We start from the raw sequence: 21355 nt of genomic DNA on the forward strand, positions 1-21355 counted from the left end.
CGGGCAGCGTGAGAAGATTATGACCAAGATTTCCGTTTACGGCATCCCCAATTGCGACACCGTCAAGAAGGCGCGCAAATGGCTCGATGACCAGGGCGTCGCCTACCAGTTCCACGATTACAAGAAACAGGGCACCGATCCTGAGCAACTGGCCCGATGGGTGGAGGCGAAAGGCTGGGAAGTGGTGCTCAACCGTCGCGGCACGACCTTCCGCCAGCTCGACGATGCGGACAAGGCCGATATCGACGCCGCCAAGGCCGTCACCATCATGGCCGCGCATCCTTCAACCATCAAACGGCCCGTGGTCGAACATCCGGGCGGATTGCTGGTGGGGTTTGACGCAGCCGAATGGCAGGCGGCACTGGGCTGATCTAACGTCAGCTTTCCGAATTCGGGCGCGCGCAAGGATAACGCATGCAGCACTGGAAATACCCGGCCGCGCTGTTGGCGGCTCTCGTTGGCGCAGCTTTCGCCCATGGCCCCGCCGCCGCCCAGGCCGGTTTCGTCTGTGGGAAGGCCATCACTCCCACGGAAAAGGCGATCTGCGGCGATGCCGAGATTGCGGCGTCGGATCGGGCGATGAGCATGGCCTATGCCGCACTTGCGGAACGGGCCGATCGTTCACTGGAGCCGGTGCTGCGCAAGGATTAGAATGATTTCCTCGACATCCGCTCTCAGGCCTTCGAAAGCCCGCGCGCCAATGAAGCCCTGCGGCAGGAACGCCTGCGCAATGAAACCGCCGAACGCGCCGAACTCCTGAACTGGATTTCCACTACGCCTGCCCGCTCGCTGATCGGCAATTGGTACAATGCCTGGGGCGCGATCACGGTGACGCAGGGTGCGTCCGGCCGGCTGAATGTGGAACTCGACGTGGCCGATCAGGCCAATGGCAGCTGGGTCTGCAGCTTTGCCGGCGAAGTGGAACAGGCCGGCCCGGGCGAAGCCCGTTATGAAGGGGAGGGTGGCCCACTGGTAATCCGGCTGGATGGCGCCGCGCTCAACATTCCCACCCCATTCTGTGATGCCAGCACATCGGGCGGGTTCGGCTCTGCGCAGGGCCATTATTTCCAGGTCAACGCCGAATAGGCATTCTCTGCCGTCGGTGGTCAGAGCACCCGCGAACGGAAGCGCGGCGAAGGCACCCAGCAGGTGGCTCGTTTGCCGAACAGACGATAACGGTTGCGCGCGATCAGGCGATACACCGGGTCGCGCAAACCTGCCGGGATGACCCGCAGCACGCCGGCCAGGCGCCAGGGAAAACCCAGTCCTTCGTAAATCGCCAGCACCGCATCGCTGTCCTTGTGCACGCGCGGTCCGTCGATCACCAGAATGCTGGTCGGATCGGCAGGGTCCAGGCCATGCTGGCGGAACAGCGCAGCACCCACATCGCTCTGCATCGATGCCAGATGAAACCGTTCTGCTTTGTCGTGCGTCAGGATGAATTGGGCATTGGCCGAACACAGCACGCATTCGGCATCGAACAGCACGATCGGGCCCCCAGGCAAGGAAGTAGGCAGGCTGGCAGGGGGTGAATGTTCGGCCATGCGCGCGCCTTCGGTCAGCTGAGGTAGAAATCCTTGGCGCGCAGCGGTTCGGGCACCGGATCGCCCAGATGCACGGCCAGGCTGATTTCCGCTGCCCGACAGATCGCATCCAGCGGCAGGCCATTGGGCGTGGTGCCGAACGGATGGCTCAGTTCCTCGGTCACTTCGGCCAGACCCAGGAACACATAACCCACAATGCCGACGAAGAACGGCGTCAGCCAGCCGGCCGGGGTCACCAGCGCCAGCGGCAGCAGCAGGCAATAGAGATAGGTCGTGCGATAGATCAGCAGCGAATAGACATAGGGCAGCGGCGTCTTGACGATGCGTTCGGCCCCGGCCTGCTGCAGCGTGATGCTGCCCAGCCGTTCGGCCAGCGCCTTGGCCCCGAACCCGTCCAGCCGCCCGGCCTGGCGCGCCTGCGCCAGCAGCGCATTGATGCGGTCCAGCACGGCGCAGGGCGGATGCGGCGCGGTCAGGAACTCGGCGCCCAGTTCGCGGGCGCGGGGATCATCCACCACTTGGCGCAGATGCACGCGGTGCAGATGCATGAAGGCCAGCATCAACCGGATCACCCGTTCGCGGTCGACGGGTTCGGGCAGGAACAGTTCCGCTTCACGGGCGAAGCTGCGCACATCGGCCAGCAATCCGCCCCACAGCTTGCGCGATTCCCACCACCGGTCATAGGCGGCGTTGTTGCGGAACCCCAAGAACAGCGACAGCGCGATACCGAATACGGTGAAGGCCACCCCGTCGATATCGGGAAATCCGGTGATCTGATCATGCAGCCACACCATGAAGCCGGCATAGATCATCAGCGCGATGACCTTGGGCCCCACCGCGGTGATGATCGATCCGCGCACGGCAAAGGCCAGTTCGCGCCAGCTGGGCTTGTCGCGCAGGATCATGGCAGGTCAGCCGGCTGCCGTGACCGTCACGATGTAGTTCAGCGACAGATCGCCGGACAGATGCAGGCCCTTCAGCGGCGAAAAGCCGATGCCCTGCGGCGTGCCCATGGTCAGCCCGGCATCAGCCAGCAGATCGGCCAGTTCGTCCGGGGTAATGAAATCGTCCCAGTGATGGGTGCCGCGCGGAATCGCACCGAAGGTTTCGGCTGCCTGGATCATCAGCAGGCGCGACATGGCGGTGCGGTTGGGGGTGGACAGGATCATCAGCCCGCCCGGCGCCAGCCTGGCGCGAAGCGCGGCGACGAAATCCGCCTTGTCGGCGACATGTTCGATCACTTCCATCGATGTGACCAGATCGAAGGTGCCGATATCCTGCGCGCCGACTTCGCCGGCGATATAGCGGATATCCAGCCCGGCGCCTTCAGCATGGGCGGCGGCCGCCTGCGCATTTTCAGGCGCCGCATCGATCCCGGTCACGTCACCACCCAGCCGCGCCAGCGGTTCGCACAACAGGCCTGCGCCGCAGCCGACATCCAGCGCGCTCTTGCCCGCCAGCGGCTTAAGATGGTGATCATCGATGTGCCAGTGCCGGTCGATCGCTTCGCGAATGAACCGCAGCCGGACGGGGTTCAGCCGGTGCAACATGGCGGATGATCCCTTCGGATCCCACCACTCGGCGGCCAGCCTGCCAAAATGCGCGGCTTCATCCGGGCGAATTGTGGCATTGGCGAGAATTGCGTTCGCGGTAGTTGCATCACCCATGCCATCCCCCTAACAGCGCGCACAGCCCGGCACCAGCAGGAGAGTATCGTTGGCGCGCATAGTGATGAAATTCGGTGGAACCTCCATGGCAGGGACCGAGCGGATTCGCCGCGTGGCCTCCATCGTGCGCCGCCAGCAGGCGGCGGGCCATGAAGTGGCCGTGGTGGTGTCGGCCATGGCTGGCGAAACCGACCGGCTGGTGAATTTCTGCCGCGAAGCCAACCCGCTTTATGATCCGGCCGAATATGACGTGGTGGTCGCCAGCGGCGAACAGGTGACCAGCGGGCTGCTGGCGCTGACGCTGCAGGCCATGGGTTGCAAGGCGCGCAGCTGGCTCGGCTGGCAAATGCCGATCCACACTGTCGAAGCCCATGCCAAGGCGCGCGTCACCGCCATCGATTCCGATGCGCTGGTCGCCTCCATGCAGGCAGGCGAAATCGCTGTGATCCCCGGTTTCCAGGGTCTTTCTGCCGACAACCGCATCACCACGCTGGGCCGTGGCGGATCGGATACGTCGGCCGTGGCTGTTGCCGCCGCGATCGGCGCCGACCGCTGCGATATCTACACCGACGTGGACGGGGTCTACACCACCGACCCGCGCATCGTGTCGCGGGCGCGCAAGCTCAACCATGTCACCTATGAAGAGATGCTCGAACTGGCATCCGTGGGTGCCAAGGTGTTGCAGACCCGTTCGGTCAGCCTGGCGATGAAGGAAAATGTTCGCGTCCAGGTGCTCAGCAGTTTCATCGGCGACGATGCTGTTCCCGCGGATGAGCTCCCCGGAACGATGATCGTCTCTGACGAGGAAATGGAAGGATTGGACATGGAACGCCAGCTCGTCACCGGTATCGCGCTCGACAAGAATGAAGCCAAGCTGATCCTCACCCGCGTGCCTGACCGGCCGGGTGCGGTGTCGACCATCTTTGCCCCGCTCGCCGATGCATCGATCAATGTCGACATGATCATCCAGAACGTCGGCCGCGACAAGGGTGAGACCGACGTCACCTTCACCGTACCGTTGGCCGATCTCGCCCGGGCGCAGGCCCTGCTGGAAGACAAGCGCGATGAAATCGGCTTCAACCGCATCATCACCGACAGCGATGTCGCCAAGATCAGCGTCGTCGGCGTCGGCATGAAGAGCCACGCTGGCGTTGCCGCCACCATGTTCAAGGCGCTGGCTGACCGCGGGATCAATATCCAGGCGATCTCCACCAGCGAAATCAAGGTTTCAGTGCTGATCGAAGAAGCCGAAACGGAATTGGCCGTGCGCGTGCTGCACACCGCCTACGGCCTCGACGCCGAAGACGAAGCCGCCTGATTGGTCGGTCCGGCTGCCCGCGAGGCGACCGGATGAAGACATGAAAAAACCCCGCGCCGCTCACCAGCGGCGCGGGGTTTTCTTTGGACTGCCAGATCAGTTCAAATCGAACCGGTCGGCGTTCATCACCTTCGTCCAGGCGGCCACGAAATCGCTAGCGAATTTGGCCCCGGCATCGGCTGCAGCATAGACTTCGGACAGGGCGCGCAGTTCCGAATTGGAACCGAAGGCCAGATCCGTCCGTGTCGCGGTCCAGCGCTGTTCGCCGCTGGCCCGATCATTGCCGGCAAACACCTCATCCCCATCGTCGGACAGCTGTTTCCACGCGGTGTTCATGTCCAGCAGATTGACGAAGAAGTCGTTGGACAGCACGCCGGGCCGATCGGTCAGCACGCCGTTTGTCGATCCGCCATGGTTGACGCCCAACACCCGCAAACCGCCGACCAGCACGGTCATTTCCGGCGCGCTCAGCCCCAGCAATTGTGCCCGGTCGACCAGCAGTTCCTCGGTCGGAATGCTGAAGCGCACCTGCTGGTAATTGCGGAAGCCGTCGATACGCGGCTCCAGCACGTCGAAACCGTCGGCATCGGTCTGGTCCTGGCTCGCATCGGTTCGCCCGGCGGTGAAGGGCACGGTCACATTGTGCCCGCCCGCCTCAGCGGCCAGTTCCAGCCCCACGGTGCCGCCCAGTACGATCAGATCGGCCAGGCTGACTTTGCGCGCGCCTGCTCCGGCATCGAAATCGGCCTTGATCGCCTCATAGGCGGCCAGCACCTTGGCCAGTCGGGCGGGTTCATTCACCTCCCAATCCTTCTGCGGGGCCAGGCGAATGCGCGCACCATTGGCGCCGCCGCGATGGTCGGACCCGCGATAGGTGGAGGCAGAGGCCCAGGCCGTGCCGACCAGTTCCGCCACGCTCAGCCCGGCATCGCGCAATTTGCCCTTCAACGCCGCGATATCGGCGGCATTGATCGGTTCGTAATCGGCTGCGGGAATCGGATCCTGCCACAGCAGATCCTCTGCCGGCACATCCGGGCCCAGATAACGGATCTTGGGCCCCATGTCTCGGTGGCACAGCTTGAACCATGCCCGGGCGAAAGCATCGGCGAAGGCATCCGGATTGTCGCGGAAATGCTCGCTGATGCGGCGGTATTCGGGGTCGGTCTTCAGTGCGATATCCGCCGTGGTCATCATCGTCGGCAGGCGCCGTTCGGGGCTGTGCGCACCGGGGGCCAGATCCTGTGGCTGCTGGTCGATCGGCTGCCACTGCTTGGCCCCGGCCGGGCTGCGCACCAACTCATATTCGTAATCCAGCAGCATGTGGAAGAAGCTCATGTCCCAGGTGATCGGGGTCGGTGTCCACGCGCCTTCGATCCCGCTGGTGATCGTGTGATCGCCAATGCCGCTCTCATGCCCGCTCTGCCAGCCCAGGCCCTGCTGGGCGATATCGGCGCCTTCCGGCTCCGCCCCCACCAGCGACGCATCGCCGGCACCATGGGCCTTGCCGAAGGTGTGGCCACCGGCGGTCAGCGCCACGGTTTCTTCATCGTTCATGCCCATCCGGGCGAAGGTTTCGCGAATATCGCGCGCCGATTGCAGCGCATCGGGATTGCCGCCGGGCCCTTCGGGATTCACATAGATCAGGCCCATCTGGATCGCCGCCAGCGGCTCTTCCAGGGCCATGTTCTTGTCCGGCTGGATGCGGGTTTCATTGCCGTCCTGGCCGACCCATTGCTCTTCGGTGCCCCAATAGACGTCCTGTTCGGGCTCCCACACATCGGCCCGGCCACCGCCGAAGCCGAACACCGGCCCGCCCATCGATTCGATCGCCACATTGCCGGCCAGGATCAGCAGATCCGCCCAGCTCAGCGATGCGCCATATTTCTGCTTGATCGGCCACAGCAGCCGCCGGGCCTTGTCCAGATTGGCATTGTCGGGCCAAGAATTGAGCGGGGCAAACCGCTGCTGCCCGGCGCTGGCGCCGCCGCGCCCGTCACCGGTGCGATAGGTGCCCGCACTGTGCCAGGCCATGCGGATGAAGAACGGGCCATAATGGCCGTAATCCGCCGGCCACCACGGCTGGCTGTCGGTCATCAGCGCATGCAGGTCGGCCTTCACTGCGGCCAGATCGAGCGCCTTGAACGCCTTGGCATAATCGAAATCCGCGCCCATCGGGTCGCCGCTCGCGCCCTTCTGGCGCAGGATCGACAGCGACAGATGGTTGGGCCACCAGTCCCGATTGGTCCGCCCCAGCAATGTGCTGCGGGCCGCCTTTTCCTGCATCGGGCATCCGCTCAGCGGATCCGCACCGGTCTTTGCATCCATCTTGCCTCTCCTCAAATTTGGCTGCTGCAACTCTATGATGGCGGTTGATCAGGAAAAAGCGATGAACTTCTGTCACTATGAGCAGGAAAATCGATCAGTCGTTCCGCACAAGTCCCTATCATCGTCACTCCCGCTTGCCGTGCCGCCGCGCGCAAACTAAGCGCGCGCGATGACAGCCTATCCCAAGACCGCCGCCCTGATGCGCCGTGGCGCAGAATTCCTCGGCTCCGAACACGCCATCCTGTGTGGCGCGATGAGCTGGGTTTCCGAACGCAACCTCGTCGCGGCGATCAGCAATGCCGGTGGTTTCGGCGTGATTGCTTGCGGGGCGATGACACCGGACCTGCTCGATGCGGAAATCGCCGGGACGAAGGCACTGACGGACAAGCCCTTCGGCGTGAACCTGATCACCATGCACCCCGATCTTTTCGATCTGATCGCGGTCTGCGGCCGCCACGGCGTCACCCATGTGGTGCTGGCCGGCGGCATTCCGCCCAAGGGCAGCGTGGAAGCGATCAAGGAATTCGGCGCGAAGGTGATCGTGTTCGCCCCCACCCTGGCCCTGGCGAAGAAACTGCTGCGGTCCGGCGGCGATGCGCTGGTGATCGAAGGGATGGAGGCCGGCGGCCACATCGGCCCGGTCGCCACCGGCGTGCTGGCGCAGGAATTCCTGCCCGCCCTGGCGGAAGAGTTCGTGGTGTTCGTGGCCGGCGGCATCGGCCGTGGCGAAGCGATCGCCGGCTTCCTGGAAATGGGCGCATCCGGCGTGCAGCTGGGCACCCGCTTTGCCTGCGCCACCGAATCGATCGCCCATCCCGATTTCAAGAAGGCCTTCTTCCGCGCCAACGCCCGCGATGCCGTCGCCAGCGTGCAGGTCGATCCGCGCCTGCCGGTGATCCCGGTGCGCGCGCTGAAGAACAAGGGCACCGAACATTTCACCGCCAAGCAGCGCGAAGTGGCTGCCCTGCTCGATGCGGGCGAGGTCGAAATGGGTGATGCCCAGCTGCAGATCGAACGCTATTGGGCCGGCGCCCTGCGCCGCGCCGCGATCGATGGCGACATCGAAAACGGCAGCTTGATGGCCGGCCAGTCGGTCGGCATGGTCACCAGCGAAGAACCCGTGGCCGTCATCATGGATCGCCTGCTGGCCGAAAGCGAAGCCGCGCTTAGCCGTCGTTGATGCCATGAATACGCCCGCTGCCAATGATGCGCCCTTTGGCGAAGCATTGGCACGGGCGGTCGTGGATCACCTGCGTGCCAGCCGCTATGCGGGCCCGCTTGGCGCGCTGGTCCGTACCCATCGCGATTACACCGGCCACGGGCTGTTCCATGATCGCGACACCGGCAGCTGGTTCCTCGCCCGCTCGCAGGACGGCCTGCCCGATCCGACCCCGCTGCTGAGCTTCCCCGACGCCGACCGCTTCACCGTCTGGCTGGCGCGGCAGAGCGATGCCAGCCTGTCAGGCCATGCCGCCAATCCGGATATCGAGGATGCCATTGGCTTTGCCCGCGATCCGGGCAATCAGCGGATCACGCGCGATCTGCTGCTATCCGACACAGCTTAGCCGCGCACAACCCGCTTGCCTCCCCTTCAGAGTGGGGGAACAACGGCGCCATGTCTGCCTTCCACCTGATTCTGGTCAACAATCTGATCCAGAACATTACCAATTTCACCGTGTGGTTCGCGCTGGTTTTCTGGGCATTCCTGGAAACGCAGTCCGTCTTCGTCACGGGCATGATCGGTGGCATCTATCTGCTGATGACGGCAGGGGGCGCTGTGTGGTTTGGCAGCCTGGTCGATCATCATCGCAAGCGGGCGATCATGCTCGTATCCAGCGCCGTGTCTTTTCTGTTCTATGCTGCGGCGCTGGCGCTCGTGCTGCTGGTTCCGCCGGCCGCCTTTGCCGATGTGGCGGGCCCGTCGTTGTGGGCGCTGGTGTTTGTCGTCATGCTGGGGGTGACGGCGGGCAATCTGCGGATGATCGCGCTGCCCACGCTGGTCACGGCGATGATCCCGGCAGACCGGCGGGACAAGGCCAATGGCCTCGTGGGCATGGTCAGCGGTATCGGTTTTGTCGTTACCTCCGCTATCAGCGGCTTTCTCGTTGCCTGGGGTGGGATGCAGGCGACGCTGGTCATGGCTCTGCTGCTCACTGCTGTGGCGTTCGTCCACATGCTCTGGTTGCGGGTCAACGAACCCGCGCCGGGTCTGGATGGCGATGGGCAGGGGCGCCGGGTCGATCTGCGCGGCACGATCCGCGTGGTGGCGGGCGTGCCGGGGCTCTTCGCGCTGATCGCCTTTTCCTGCTTCAACAATCTGCTGGGCGGCGTGTTCATGGCGCTGATGGATGGATATGGGCTGTCGCTGATGCAGGTGGAACAATGGGGCTTGCTCTGGGCTGTGGTCTCCTGCGCCTTCATCGTCAGCGGGCTGGTGATCGCGCGCTATGGCCTTGGCCGCCGGCCGCTGCGTGTGTTGTTGCTGGCCAACCTCATCGTCTGGGCGGTGGCTTCGGTCTTCACCCTGCAATCGTCGGTCTGGGCGCTGGGGATCGCCTGCTTCATCTGGCTGTTCCTCAATCCCTTTGCAGAGGCAGCCGAACAGACCACGCTGCAGCAGGTCGTGCCCTTTGAACGGCAGGGGCGCGTGTTCGGCTTTGCCCAGTCGATTGAACAGGCGGCGTCCCCGCTGACTGCCTTCATCATCGGGCCGCTGACGCAGTTTCTGGTCATTCCCTGGATCACCGGGGGCGGGGGAACGCGGTTGATCGGCGCATGGTACGGCACTGGGCCGGAACGCGGGATGGCGCTGGTGTTCAGCATCACCGGCTTGATCGGTGTTCTGGTTACCCTGGCTGCGTTCCGGACCCGATCCTATCGCATGCTGTCGCAAACCTATGCTGCGCAGCATGATCGGCAGATGACAGACCCTTCACCGACCAAATGAAGGGTCATGCTGTTGGCGGGTTACGCCAGCGCCGCCCACAGCATCCACACGCCAACCACCACAAACAGGCTGGCGGCGATCATGCGCACCGTGGCGAGGGAGATCTTTTCCACCAGCTTCTGGCCCAGCAGCACGGCGGGCACATTGGCCAGCATCATGCCGAAGGTGGTGCCGGCGGTCACCGCCAGCACGGACTGGAACTGCGCGCCCAGCGCCACCGTGGCGATCTGCGTCTTGTCGCCGATTTCCACGAAGAAGAAGGTGATCAGCGTGGTCAGGAATGCCCCGCGTGAACTGCGCGGCTTTTCTTCTTCATCCAGTCTGTCGGGGATCAGCGTCCACAGGCCCATGGCGATGAAGGATGCGGCCACCAGAATGCGGAACCACTGCCCGTCGAACCAAGCGGCGGCCTGCTGCCCCACCAGCGCGGCGATGGCGTGATTGGCCAGGGTGGCGCCCAGAATGCCCAGAATGATTGGCACCGGGCGGCGGAAACGGGTTGCCAGCACAATGGCCAGCAGCATCGTCTTGTCGCCGATTTCGGCGAGCGCAACGATCGCGGTAGAGGTAAGAAAGGCTTCCATCGGAAATTCCAGCCGGGCGAAACTGACGCAACAGCACCTCGCCCCTCGCCCGGCCGGCGGTGGCATGGCGCCATTGGTCTCGCCGAGACGGTAAAACCGCCTTTCCGCGCCATGGCCTCTCGGCCAAGTATGTTGACGACGGAACCCGCCCGGTTCGGCGGTGGGCTACTCCCCAGATGACCCGCCGCCCCTAGGCCATCGGCGGGCAGGGTGCAATCCCGTACCAATCCTCCCCAGCTGGCTGGGGAGGGACTTTCGGGTTCTATCCCGCCAATGCCAGCAACACGTCCCGCGTCAGCTCGGGCCGGTCTGCCATCACGAAATGGCTGCAATCGGTCTCATGATAATCCCATCCTTCGGCCTTGGCCTGCGCGGCAAATCGCGGAAAGGGCGTGGGCTGATACCCGGTGGCAAAGATATAGGCGCGGCGGGGAATCTTGGCCTCCTCCCCGGTCAGCGTCACCGCCTCCAGCAGGGTCAACAGCGGATGATATCCCACCATGTCCGGCACCACGGTGAAATCGATAGAGCCGATCGGATCGACATAGCCAGGCTTGGTCTTCTGCGAATCGATATACCAATTGTGCTCATATTCGCCGGTAATATCCCACAGCGACTGGCCATCGGCGGGCAGGAAGGCATCGATATAGCAGATCGCATCGATCCGCGCGCCCAGCCGGGCGGCCGTGCCGGTGATCACCATCCCGCCATAGGAATGCCCGGCCAGGATGAACCGGTCGAACCCGGCCTCGGCAATCTGGTCGCACACATCGTCGATATGATCGCTCAGCGTGATGCCGGGATGCAGCTCATCCTGCCGCGTGCCCAGCCCGCGCAGCTTGCACACCAGCACCCGATGCCCCGCCGCCTGCAGATCGGCCCGCGTGCGCATGTAGGATTGGCTGCCGCCCCAGGCGCCATGAACGAGTACGTAATCGGCCAAGATGATGCTCCTCTGATCCCTGCCGATTGCTCCGAATCGGCGCCTTATCCGGACAGCTATAGGCCCGGTCCGGGCGCAGGGGGCAATGCTCTGGCTGACTGCCGAACACCTTACTCCACCGGCACCTCATGCCGTGGCATCGGCAGCAACAGCCCGATCAGCGGCAACACCAGCATTCCCGCGCCGGACAGCATCAGCGCGGCGGCCACGCCATGCCCATCGGCAAAATGGCCCCACAACCAGCTGCCCAGCGCAATCCCGCCAAAGGTCAGGCTGCTGACCAAGGCTGTGATCCGGCCCACCAGCGGGCGGGGGGACCACAATTGCCCGGCCACCGAAAATCCCGATAGCGCCTGCACCCAGCTCGCCCCGCTTATTGTCAGCAGCACCAGCATCGCCGCCAGCCCGGGCTGCAGCGCCACCCCGATACAGCCGGCGCCATAGATCATGCCGGCCGCGCGGATGATCGCTTCGCTGGAATGGCGCGCCCGAAACCAGGTGCTGCTCGCCGCCCCGATCACCGCGCCCAGCCCCAATGCACCGAGCAGCAGGCCGAAGGTGACGGCCCCGCGCCCCAGCAGGTCGCTGGCCACCAGCGGCATCAGTGCCCAGGCGGCGCTGCCGGTCAGGGTGAAGGTCAGTGCCCGCAACATGATCGTGCGGATTTCCACCGATCGGCGGGCGAAGCGGAACCCTTCGGCAATCGCCGAAACGAATGTCGGGCGCGCGGCCGCATCGGGCTGCGGCGCCTGCCGCCAGCGCCACAGCACCGCGATCACCGCCAGATAGCTCAGCGCATTGGCGGCAAAGGCCGCCTCGGCGCCGCCCGCGGCCACGATCGCGCCGCCCACAGCCGGGCCCAGGCTGCGCGCGACATTGAACGCCAGTATGTTCAGCGCCACCGCCGCCGCCAGTTCGGCCCGGGGCACGATGCTGCCGATCGATGCCGCCAGCGCCGGATTGAAACAGGCGACCCCGCAGGCCAGCAGCGCGGTCAGCCCGATCACCACCGCTGGCGCCACCACCCCGGCCAGGCTGAACAGCGCCAGCAATACGGACAGCACCAGCATTGCGATCTGCGCGGTCAGCATCACCCGCCGCCGGTCGAACATGTCGGCCCAGGCCCCGGCGGGCAGGGCCAGCAGCATGATCGGCAGATTGGTCGCGCTCTGCACCAGCGCCACGACATCGGCGGATTGCCCCGTAGCCGTCATTTGCCACGCCGCGCCCACCGACTGGATCGCATTGCCGAAATTGGACAGCAGGCTGCTGCCCAGGATCAGCAGGAATGTCCGGTATCGCAGCGGCGAAAGGGTGGTGCTGCTCATTGTTTGTCCCCGCTCCCTTGCGCGCCTTTCCGGCGCGTCTCAGGCCTCTCTGGCTCAGGCCGGGGGCAGGTGCAACGATCCTCATCACGCACAAAAAAGGGGGAGAGACCTCGCGGTCTCTCCCCCTCTTGTTCAAGCTCGAAAGCGTTGCGCGGATTAACGCGCGGTACGCCAGCCGGCCTGGTACGTATCGCGAGCCACCTGTGCATAGGGGACCGGCGAAACGACGGCGCGGACGTTGAGCTGCTTGTGCGGTTCGACGGTGGTCTTGGAAGTACCGCCGTTTTCTTCGCCCCACACAACGTGCAGTTCGGTGCCTTCGGGGATTTCGTGATCGACGGTCGCCAGCGACAGAGCCTTCTTTTCGTTGAAGGAATAGCCGGTGAACAGCGACAGACCAACGGTGTTGCCGCCAGCGTCCACGACGGCGTCGTAGTTGCTGTTGGCATAGTTGGCGAGCGGCAGGTCGAAGAACTTGTACTGTTCGCCTTCCGGTTCAAACAGGGAAGAAACGATCTTCTGGATGTCTTCCTTGTTCCATTCCAGCGTAACCTTCTTCCGCTGTTCGGCCGGGTCGAGCTTCTTCAGCGCGTCGGCGCCGATGAAGTCGTGGTCGAACTTGACGAACGGGCCATAGCCCAGTTCCCACGGGTTCAGGTAATAGTCTTCGATCTTTTCGCCGACGAAGGAACCGCCGATGGCGCCGGTTGCTTCATAGCTGTCTGCGCCGAGCCATTCGCGGAAATCCTTCAGCTCGTCGCCGGTGTAGATTGCCGGCAGCGGGGAGGGGATCCAGCCCGATTCAAGGGTGTTCGACGGGTAAGCGCGCGAACCAACGGCGATCAGGCCGAATTCTTCACCAGCCTTGAGGATTTCATCACGGATGTAATCCTGCTCTTCATACGGGCCCCAGATTTCGAGACCCGGCGAACCGGCCATGCCATGGCGCAGCGTGCGCACGGTCTTGTTGCCGATCTTCATTTCGCTCATGTTGAAGAACTTGAGCTTTTCGAGCGGCGCACCGTTCAGCTTTTCGATCACGTCCCATGCGCGCGGGCCCTGGATCTGGAAGCGCCACGAGATACGGTTGACCGGCTTGCCCATCGGGCGGCTGGGCGAACGCGGATCGTTGATGATCTCAACGTCGTACTTGCCCTTTTCAGCCTGGAAACGCAGCCAGTTTGCAGCCGGTGCACGGCCGACGTAAACGAATTCTTCTTCTGCCAGCCAGAAGATGATGCCGTCGCCGATCACATGGCCATACGGCGTGGTCGGAACGTACTGCTTCGCCTTGTTGACTTCCCAACCCTTGGAAGAGTTGATCATGGTGTCGGACAGCAGCTTATGCGCGTCCGGGCCCTTGATGTAGAGGTCGAACATGTGGTGCGACTGGTCGAACAGGACGGCAGAATGCTGCCATGCCCACTGTTCGCTGCGCCAGTTGGAGAATTCCGGTGCTACAACCGGGTACACATAGGCACCGATCTGCGAATTGCGCAGGTGGGTGACGATATCGGGGGTATTCTGCAGAATCTGCTCAAGGTTTTCGGCCATACAAACGTCCTCTCTTTTGTGACTGACTCACACTGGAAAATTTGTATGCGTCACATACAATATCTGGCAGGGCCTGCAACCCATAAGAACCACTCGGGACAAGGAAAATCGCAATGCATGTGGAAGCGCTTGATCACGTCAACATCATCACCGACCGGCTTGACGAAACGGCTGAATTCTATGGCTCTTTGCTCAGTCTGGAACGCCGCGACGCCCCTCCGCCGCTCACGCCGCAGACCGCGACATGGATGTATGACGAAGGCAATCGCGCGATAATCCACATCAATTCCGTCGACTGCGAAAGGGCTTATGATCGCGAAGTTCAGCCCGGTTCGCTGACCGGCGCGCTGCACCATGTGGCCCTGAAATGTGTCGGCTATGACGAGACTTTGCAGCGGCTCAAGGATCGCGGAATGGACTACCAGACGAATCTGGTCGCCGCGATCGGCCTGCGCCAGATCTTCACCGCCGATCCCAACAATATCCTGCTCGAACTCAACTTCTTCGGCGATTGATTCGCCTTCTCGAAAAGAGCGAACCGACCGCCCCGCCTCCCCACCCGGCCACCAAAGATATCGTTGCGATAGTGCCCGGGTGGGAGGCGGGGCGGAGTTGTTTCAGAGCGCGGTACTGACTGCGCGCCCTATTCCGGCACCCCGCCCGCCGTGGTCGTGCGGTACATTTCCCGCCGGTGGCCGTCGTAATCATTGGGCCCCAGATGCAGCACGCTGCGGTTGTCCCACATCGCCACCATGCCTTCTTCCCAGCGCAGCCGGCAGGTGAACCCGTGCTGGGTCATGTGCTGCACCAGGAAATCCAGGATCGGCTTGGCCTCGAAACTGGTCATCCCTTCGATCCCGACGGCGTAGTTCTCATCGATATAGAGCGATTCCTCACCGGTTTCCGGGTGGGTCCGCACCAGCGGGTGATAATGCCCGGTGATCCCTTCCTTGAACCGTTCGGGATCGGCAAAGCTGATCGCCTTGCCCAGCAGCTTTTCCTGCGTGGCGTAATTGTTGGCGGCCGACATATGCACGCGCAGCGGGCGCAGCATATCGCGATAGGTCTTGCTCAGATGGCGATAGGCCAGCGCGCAATTGGTCCACACCGTGTCGCCGCCATAGGGCGGAATTTCCACCGCCCGCAAAGACGTCACGCTCGGCGGCTCGGCCAGGAACGGGCTATCGGTGTGCCACCCGCCGCCGAAGATCGCCGCCGCCTTGCTGTCGGCTTCCTTGATGATCGGGTGGACATCGCGGTGCCCGGCCACGCCCTTGGTATAGGCGTCCACGGCAAATGGGCCCAGCCGCGCGGCAAAGGCTTCATGTTCGGCATGGGTCAGATGCTGATCGCGCAGATAGATCATCTTGTGATGCCACAGCGCCCGCTTGAAATCCTCGAACGCCTCGTCCGACAGATCGGGCAGGCGCACGCCGGCCACCTCTGCGCCCAGCGCATTGGTCAGCGGGCGCACCTCGAAATGCCGGCTTTCGAACGGATGATTGGCGAATTCGCCGCTCGGGCTGACACGCACTTCCCACATATCACTACAGCTCCGCTTGCGCCGCGATCCGCGGTGCGGTTTCTTTCAGGAACATTGCCACCATTGCGGCGCCCAAGGCCAGCGCAATGCAGATCAGGAACACGCTTTGCAGCCCGAACCCGTCGGCCAGCGCGCCGGCCAACGGTGGCAGCACCACCCCGCCGAAGAACTCGGCCGTGCCCATGGTCAGGCCAATGGCCGTCGCGGCCAGCGCGGGGCTGACGCTTTCGGTTGGCACGGTCGCGCAATAGAGTGGGGCGATGCCCAGCGGCAGCCAGCCGAGCAGGATGGCCGCGCCCAGCAGTATCGGATCGCCCGGCAGCATCAGCAGCGCGATAGGGCATCCCATGCCGGCCAGCGCCGCCCCCACCATCACCGGCTTGCGCCCGATCCTGTCCGACACGAAGGGCAGGCCGATCCCGCCCACGATCCCGGCCACCCCGCCCATGGCGATCACCGATCCGGCAGTCTGCGGGCTCAATCCCTTCACATCGGTCAGATACACCGCCAGGAAGGTGTTCTGCAGCACCAGCCAGGCGGTGAACATCGCCGCCACCGCCAGCGCCACGCGCATGTTGCTGATCGTCAGCAATTGCCCGATTGCATCGATGAAACTTCCTTGGTCGCCCTTCTCGGCATCCGCTGCGGCCAGCACGGCCGCGCGCGGCTCATCGCGCTTCAAGACGAATGCAATGCCCAGCGCCAGCAGCAGGCCGGGCACGATCGACAGCAGCATGGTCATGCGCCAGCCGTAATCTTCCGCCAACTGCGTCGCCACGATCGGCCCCAGAATGCCGGCAATGCCGAAGGCGCCGACCATCTGCATGAAACCCATCGCCACCCCGCGCCGTTCGGGCGCGCTGGTTTGTGCAATCACTGCCTGGCTGATCGGCACCATCGGTCCTTCGGCCAGCCCCAGCATCGCCCGCGCGCCAAACAGCACCGCGAAACTCATCGCCAGCCCGCCCGCGCCTGACCCTAAGGAAAACAGTACGGTGCAGATGATCAGGATCAGCTTGCGCTGCCCGGTCTGGTCGGCAATCCGCCCGCCGAAGAAAGCCGACAGCGCAATCGCGCCGGACAATGCCGCCGCCAGCAGGCCCAGCTGCTGATTGCTCAGCTGCAGATCGGCCACGATATAGGGGGACAGATAGGCGACCGTCAGCCGGTCGAACGCCACCACGCCATTGGCCAGCGTCAGCAGCAGCAGCACACTCACTTCATAGCCGCCGCTGCGCGCGCGCGGCTTTCCTCCTGTCACGTCCATCGCCTCTCATCCCCTCTCCGCCATCCGGTGCCCCCATCGCTTTGCGTATGCGGGGCACCGGGTGGATCCTGCTGGCGTCAGTCCAGTTCGATCACCGTCTTGCCGAAACTGTCCGGGCCCCAGGCATGGGCATAGGCATCCTTTGCCTGCTCGAAGCCGAAGCGCGCGCCGATTTCCGGATCGATCCCATTGGCATCGATCGCCGCATTCAGCCGTCGGGCCATGGCCGCCGATCCGACGAAGATGCCGCGCAGCGAACCGCCGCTCATCATCAACGCGCGCGGGTTGGGCCCGCCATCGGGGGACAGCACGCCGATGAAGGCCACCTCGCCCTGGCTGCGCAGCGCCGCCATCGATTGTTCGGCAGTGCCGGCGCCGCCGACCTCGATCACCTTGTCCACGCCGCCCAGCGCATGGGCCACATGCTGGCCCCATTCCGGGGTGGTGCGGTAATTGATCAGATGGACTGCACCCAGATCGCCGATCCGCGCCAGCTTCTCGTCGCTCGATGATGTCGCCACCACCTCGCAGCCGCCCGCGCGGGCCAGCTGCAGCGCCAGCATCGACACGCCGCCGCTGCCCAGCACCAGCACCCGCATCCCGGGCAGCAGGGCGCGCGGCCCTTCATACAGCGCGTTCCACGCCGTCACCCCGGCGCAGGGCAGGGTCGCAGCCTGCGCGAAATCGAGTGAACGGGCGATCGGCACCACCCCGCTTTCGGGCAGCACCACCAGTTCCGCCAGCATGCCGGGCGCTGTGCCGTCACCCAGCGCCGGGCCCATGCGCGGCGGGCCTTCCACCCAATAAGGGAAAAACGAACTCTGCACCCGGTCGCCGGTTTTCACCGCCGTCACGCCCGGGCCCACGCCCACCACTTCGCCCGCACCATCGGACAGCGGCACCGCCGGGTTCTTCAGCGCTCCGCCGAAATATTTGCCTGCCGCCACGGCGAAATCGCGATAATTGATCGAACAGGCGCGGATACGCACCAGCACTTCACCGGGGCCGGGTTCGGGATCGGGCAGCGTCACCAGTTGCAGCGTGTCGAAACCATCGGATCCGGCGGGCAGTTGCCATGCGCGCATTGTCATATTCTCCAGTCAATCAGCAAGGAATCAGGTCAGATCGGTCAGCGGGTTCCAGGCCACTTCCCACACATGTCCGTCGGGATCGGCGAAATATCCGGAATATCCACCCCAGAACACGTCTTGCGCCGGCTTGATCACCGTGGCGCCGGCGGCCACCGCCTGGGCGAACACCGCGTCCACGCCGGCCTTGTCCGGCTCATTATGCGCCAGCGTGATGCCCGAAAAACCGCTGCCCGCTGCGCCGATACCGGCATCCTTGGCCAGTTCCTCACGCGGGAACAGTGCCAGCCAGCTGCCTTCCATGGGGAAGAACACCACCCCGGCGTCGGGGTCGTATTCATGCGGCTGCAGCCCCAGCCCTTCACGATAGAATGCCAGCGACCGTTCCAGATCGGCGACCCCCAGCGTGACCAGGCTGATCTTGGGCTTCATCCTCAGCGGTCCCCGCTCCAGGTGCGCAGGCCGGGGGCGGTGCGGTCTTCGCTCCTCAGCGCGGCGGCCATCGCCGGGCGGGCTGTCACCCGCTCGCGCCAGTCCACCAGCCGCGGATAGAGGCCGGCCACATCCTTGTCCGGGAACATCCGTTCCACCATCATCCCGCAGTGGGAATAGAAATTGATGTCGGCCAGGGTGTAGCTGTTGCCGGCCAGCCAGGCGGTCTCGCCCAGCTGGGCTTCCACCTTGGCCAGCGCATAATCGATCTTGTCGGATGCGTTCTGCAGATCGGCCTCGGAAAAGCCGGATCGCGCGGTCATCCATTTCTTGCGCTGGTCGGGCAGGGGCACATGCTCCATCAGCTTTTCGAATTCGCCATTGTCGATATTGCGCGCGATCACGCCCACCAGCCGGTGCCAGCCATGCATGGACACATGGTTCATCACATGTTCGTCGACGAATTTGTTCCAGTACCGCATCCGCGCCGCGCCTTCCGCGTCGCGCGGGCGCAGCGGGCCAGATTCGGGCTGCGCATCGGGGAAGGCGTCTTCCAGATATTCGTTGATCACCGTGGTGTGGGTAATGATCACCCCATCATGGTCCAGCACCGGAACCTGGCCTTCGGCATTGATCGCCTTGAACCAGTCGGAATGCTGTTCGAACTTGTGCAGGTCGACATAGATGCTCTCGTAATCGAGGCCCTTTTCCTTCAGCGGCGCCATCGATTTCAGCGAATTGGCCAGCGGTTCGGCGTGATAATATTTCAGAGCCATCCGATCATCCTGTTCCCGATTGTATGATTATGTGTGTCGGCGCGTGCGGGTCAGACCTCCAGGCTTTCCAACACGCCGCCATCCACGGCCCAGTCCTGCCCGGTCACATGGCTGGCCGCGTCGGACAGCAGGAAGGCGGCCACTTCGGCCAGTTCTTCCGATGAACCCATGCGCCGTTGTGGCACGCGTGCGGCGATCTTGCCCTGCTGTTCGGCAGGGATGCGGTCCAGCGCTTCGGTGTGGATGAAGCCGGGCAGGATGCAATTGGCGCGGATGCCATGCGGGGCCATTTCCACCGCGATCGCGCGGGTCAGCCCCAGCACCCCATGCTTGGACGCGACATAGGCCGGGTTCATCGCCATGCCGCGCTTGCTGCCCATGCTCCCGGTCACCAGGATCACGCCCTTCTTGGCCGCGATCATGCCGGGCAGCACTTTCTGGATGGCCCAGAACACGCTGGTCAGATTGACGCGGATCGTTTCTTCGAAAACATCGGCCGGGAAATCGACCGCCGGGGTAAAGCCGCCGGTCAGCCCGGCATTGGCGAACAACCCGTGGATCGGGCCGTTCTGTTCTACCGCAGCATCCAGCGCCGCTTCCAGCTGCGCTTTGTCGCCCACATCGGCCGTGGCCCAGGCGGTGCGCCCGCCCAGTTCCTGCTTGGCGGCTTCCAGCGGATCGGACCGGCGGGCGATCAGCGTCACGGCGGCGCCGCGCTGGGCCAGCATCTTGGCGCTCACCAGTCCGATGCCGCTCGATGCCCCGGTCACGACAATATGCTGGCCGCCAAAATCCATGCTGTGTTCCTCTTCCCATCCGCTCCGGCGCGGGCCCGTGCGGGCTGTTCCCGCATCAGGCCGCACCATGATCGCGGCATTGGTGCCTCACGGCTGCCGATGTCGCAAGCCCTGCATGGGGGGCGGTGGGATAGCGGCGGCAGATTGCGCTGCCGCCGCCCGATCAGGCGCTCAGGTCAGGCCCAGCAGCTTGGCCGCATTGTCCTTCAGAATGCCCGGCATCACCTCTTCGCGGAAACCGACTTCCTTGGCCGTGGCGATCCATTTGTCCGGGTGGATCAGCGGGAAATCGCTGCCGAACAGCATTTTGTGCTTCAGCTGGGTGTTGGCGTACTGGATCACCTGCTTGGGGAAATATTTCGGGCTCCAGCCCGACAGGTCGATGAACACATTGTTCTTGTGCAGCGCCATGGACAGGCTCTCATCAACCCAGGGCCAGCTCGGATGCGCCAGGATGATCTTCATGTCGGGGAAATCCACCGCCACATCGTCGATCAGCATCGGCTGCCCATATTTCAGCCGCATCCCGCCGCCGCCCGGCATGCCGGTGCCCATGCCCGAATGGCCGGTGTGGAAAATCGCCGGCAGGCCATATTCGGCGATCACTTCATAGATCGGATAGGCCATGCGATCGGCCGGGTGAGCGTTCTGGGCGATGCCGTGGAACTTGAAGCCTTTCACGCCATAGTTTTCGATCAGGTCGCGCGCTTCGCGGGCGCCATATTTGCCCTTGTGCGGATCGATGCTGGCAAAGGCGATGCAGATGTCGTCATTCTTCAGCGCCTGTTCGGCCACTTCGTAATTCGACACCCGCTTGGCGCCCATGCCGCTCTCGCAATCGACGGTGAACAGCACCAGCGCGATCTGCGTTTCGCGATACAGCTCGATGATTTCCGGCATCTTGGGCCGTTCGCGCGGCGCCTTGAAATAAGCGCTGGCGGCATCGAAATACTGGCCCATCACCGGATCTTCGGGATCGTGGCAGGAAATTTCGGCATGCACGTGAACGTCGATGGCGCGGATCTTGGAAAGGTCGATAGGCACGGTCGGTCCTTGGAAAATTGACGCGGTCAGCCCCGGCATTCCGGTGGCGGTTTCTCTCCCTAGCACCACCGACGCCGCTCTGGCACCCAATCCCGACACAAGCTTGCTGATTTCAATATTGCGCGATGCCGCGCGATGCGTCATTCCTGAGCGGTCAGAAGAGCGCGAGCCCGCGTTATGACCCTGGCTTGAGCTATG

Annotated in this window: 23 protein-coding genes and 1 riboswitch; of the genes, 8 read left to right on the forward strand and 15 right to left on the reverse strand. The window is 63.9% G+C overall.

Features of this window, described 5'->3' with window-relative positions:
- The first annotated feature begins 19 nt into the window (after positions 1-19).
- The 3 genes from GRI97_RS01965 (at position 20) to GRI97_RS18330 (ending at position 1086) form a co-directional block, all read left to right on the forward strand.
- A complete protein-coding gene (locus tag GRI97_RS01965) occupies positions 20-370 on the forward strand; it encodes an ArsC family reductase (RefSeq protein WP_161389451.1) in 351 nt (116 codons plus the stop codon).
- A gap of 44 nt (positions 371-414) precedes the next feature.
- Complete coding sequence (locus GRI97_RS18325) at positions 415-651, forward strand: lysozyme inhibitor LprI family protein (RefSeq protein ID WP_202392551.1); 237 nt, start codon at positions 415-417, stop codon at positions 649-651.
- A 177-nt stretch (positions 652-828) separates the two neighbouring features.
- Positions 829-1086, forward strand: a complete 258-nt coding sequence (locus GRI97_RS18330; RefSeq protein WP_202392552.1) for a hypothetical protein — start codon at positions 829-831, stop codon at positions 1084-1086.
- Positions 1087-1106: 20 nt separating this feature from the next.
- Here GRI97_RS18330 and GRI97_RS01975 read toward each other — a convergent pair whose 3' ends face one another.
- The 3 genes from GRI97_RS01975 to ubiG are packed head-to-tail and all read right to left on the reverse strand — an operon-like array spanning position 1107 to position 3211.
- Positions 1107-1544 carry a thiol-disulfide oxidoreductase DCC family protein gene (locus GRI97_RS01975; protein WP_161389452.1) on the reverse strand — a complete coding sequence of 146 codons (438 nt, stop codon included), beginning with the start codon at positions 1542-1544 and terminating at the stop codon, positions 1107-1109.
- Positions 1545-1558: 14 nt separating this feature from the next.
- Positions 1559-2449, reverse strand: a complete 891-nt coding sequence (locus GRI97_RS01980) for a bestrophin family protein (protein ID WP_161389453.1) — start codon at positions 2447-2449, stop codon at positions 1559-1561.
- Between the two features lie 6 nt (positions 2450-2455).
- Positions 2456-3211: a bifunctional 2-polyprenyl-6-hydroxyphenol methylase/3-demethylubiquinol 3-O-methyltransferase UbiG gene (gene ubiG, locus GRI97_RS01985; protein WP_161389454.1), complete on the reverse strand. Its 756-nt coding sequence runs from the start codon at positions 3209-3211 to the stop codon at positions 2456-2458.
- A gap of 49 nt (positions 3212-3260) precedes the next feature.
- Between ubiG and GRI97_RS01990 the strand changes: the two genes are divergently transcribed.
- Positions 3261-4529: an aspartate kinase gene (locus GRI97_RS01990; RefSeq protein WP_161389455.1), complete on the forward strand. Its 1269-nt coding sequence runs from the start codon at positions 3261-3263 to the stop codon at positions 4527-4529.
- Positions 4530-4625: 96 nt separating this feature from the next.
- On the opposite strand, the gene katG is transcribed toward GRI97_RS01990, so the two are convergent.
- Positions 4626-6854, reverse strand: a complete 2229-nt coding sequence (katG, locus tag GRI97_RS01995; RefSeq protein WP_161389456.1) for a catalase/peroxidase HPI — start codon at positions 6852-6854, stop codon at positions 4626-4628.
- A 169-nt stretch (positions 6855-7023) separates the two neighbouring features.
- Here katG and GRI97_RS02000 point away from each other — a divergent pair, with 169 nt between their 5' ends.
- Genes GRI97_RS02000 through GRI97_RS02010 form a run of 3 tightly spaced genes read left to right on the forward strand, consistent with a single transcriptional unit; the run spans position 7024 to position 9801 of the window.
- Entirely contained in the window at positions 7024-8034 is a 1011-nt protein-coding gene (locus GRI97_RS02000; protein ID WP_161389457.1) for an NAD(P)H-dependent flavin oxidoreductase, read from the forward strand.
- A gap of 4 nt (positions 8035-8038) precedes the next feature.
- Positions 8039-8419, forward strand: coding sequence for a hypothetical protein (locus GRI97_RS02005; RefSeq protein WP_161389458.1), 381 nt, complete (start codon positions 8039-8041; stop codon positions 8417-8419).
- Between the two features lie 50 nt (positions 8420-8469).
- Positions 8470-9801, forward strand: coding sequence for an MFS transporter (locus GRI97_RS02010; protein ID WP_161389459.1), 1332 nt, complete (start codon positions 8470-8472; stop codon positions 9799-9801).
- Positions 9802-9821: 20 nt separating this feature from the next.
- Here the strand turns inward: GRI97_RS02010 and GRI97_RS02015 are convergent, their stop codons facing one another.
- The 4 genes from GRI97_RS02015 to ligM all read right to left on the reverse strand — a co-directional run bounded on the left by GRI97_RS02015 (position 9822) and on the right by ligM (position 14210).
- A complete protein-coding gene (locus GRI97_RS02015) occupies positions 9822-10385 on the reverse strand; it encodes a TMEM165/GDT1 family protein (protein ID WP_161389460.1) in 564 nt (187 codons plus the stop codon).
- A gap of 3 nt (positions 10386-10388) precedes the next feature.
- Positions 10389-10572: riboswitch (yybP-ykoY riboswitch) on the reverse strand.
- Positions 10573-10647: 75 nt separating this feature from the next.
- The gene (locus tag GRI97_RS02020; protein ID WP_161389461.1) at positions 10648-11328 is read right to left on the reverse strand and encodes an alpha/beta fold hydrolase; all 681 of its coding nucleotides are present in this window, start codon (positions 11326-11328) and stop codon (positions 10648-10650) included.
- 110 nt (positions 11329-11438) lie between these two features.
- Entirely contained in the window at positions 11439-12656 is a 1218-nt protein-coding gene (locus tag GRI97_RS02025; protein WP_161389462.1) for an MFS transporter, read from the reverse strand.
- A gap of 156 nt (positions 12657-12812) precedes the next feature.
- Positions 12813-14210, reverse strand: coding sequence for a vanillate/3-O-methylgallate O-demethylase (gene ligM / locus GRI97_RS02030; RefSeq protein ID WP_161389463.1), 1398 nt, complete (start codon positions 14208-14210; stop codon positions 12813-12815).
- A gap of 113 nt (positions 14211-14323) precedes the next feature.
- On the opposite strand from ligM, the gene GRI97_RS02035 reads away from it, so the two are divergent.
- Entirely contained in the window at positions 14324-14725 is a 402-nt protein-coding gene (locus GRI97_RS02035) for a VOC family protein (RefSeq protein ID WP_161389464.1), read from the forward strand.
- Positions 14726-14853: 128 nt separating this feature from the next.
- On the opposite strand, the gene GRI97_RS02040 is transcribed toward GRI97_RS02035, so the two are convergent.
- The 7 genes from GRI97_RS02040 to GRI97_RS02070 form a co-directional block, all read right to left on the reverse strand.
- Positions 14854-15753, reverse strand: coding sequence for a TauD/TfdA dioxygenase family protein (locus tag GRI97_RS02040; protein ID WP_161389465.1), 900 nt, complete (start codon positions 15751-15753; stop codon positions 14854-14856).
- 4 nt (positions 15754-15757) lie between these two features.
- A complete protein-coding gene (locus tag GRI97_RS02045) occupies positions 15758-17020 on the reverse strand; it encodes an MFS transporter (RefSeq protein WP_161389466.1) in 1263 nt (420 codons plus the stop codon).
- Between the two features lie 77 nt (positions 17021-17097).
- Entirely contained in the window at positions 17098-18111 is a 1014-nt protein-coding gene (locus tag GRI97_RS02050) for a zinc-dependent alcohol dehydrogenase family protein (RefSeq protein WP_161389467.1), read from the reverse strand.
- A gap of 24 nt (positions 18112-18135) precedes the next feature.
- Entirely contained in the window at positions 18136-18540 is a 405-nt protein-coding gene (locus GRI97_RS02055; RefSeq protein WP_161389468.1) for a VOC family protein, read from the reverse strand.
- A gap of 2 nt (positions 18541-18542) precedes the next feature.
- A complete protein-coding gene (locus GRI97_RS02060; RefSeq protein ID WP_161389469.1) occupies positions 18543-19316 on the reverse strand; it encodes a glutathione S-transferase family protein in 774 nt (257 codons plus the stop codon).
- A 50-nt stretch (positions 19317-19366) separates the two neighbouring features.
- Positions 19367-20113, reverse strand: coding sequence for an SDR family NAD(P)-dependent oxidoreductase (locus GRI97_RS02065; protein WP_161389470.1), 747 nt, complete (start codon positions 20111-20113; stop codon positions 19367-19369).
- Between the two features lie 171 nt (positions 20114-20284).
- Positions 20285-21157, reverse strand: coding sequence for an amidohydrolase family protein (locus tag GRI97_RS02070; RefSeq protein ID WP_328598482.1), 873 nt, complete (start codon positions 21155-21157; stop codon positions 20285-20287).
- Between the last annotated feature and the right edge of the window lie 198 nt (positions 21158-21355).

The sequence above is a fragment of the Croceibacterium xixiisoli genome, from assembly GCF_009827305.1.
GTDB lineage: Bacteria > Pseudomonadota > Alphaproteobacteria > Sphingomonadales > Sphingomonadaceae > Croceibacterium_C > Croceibacterium_C xixiisoli.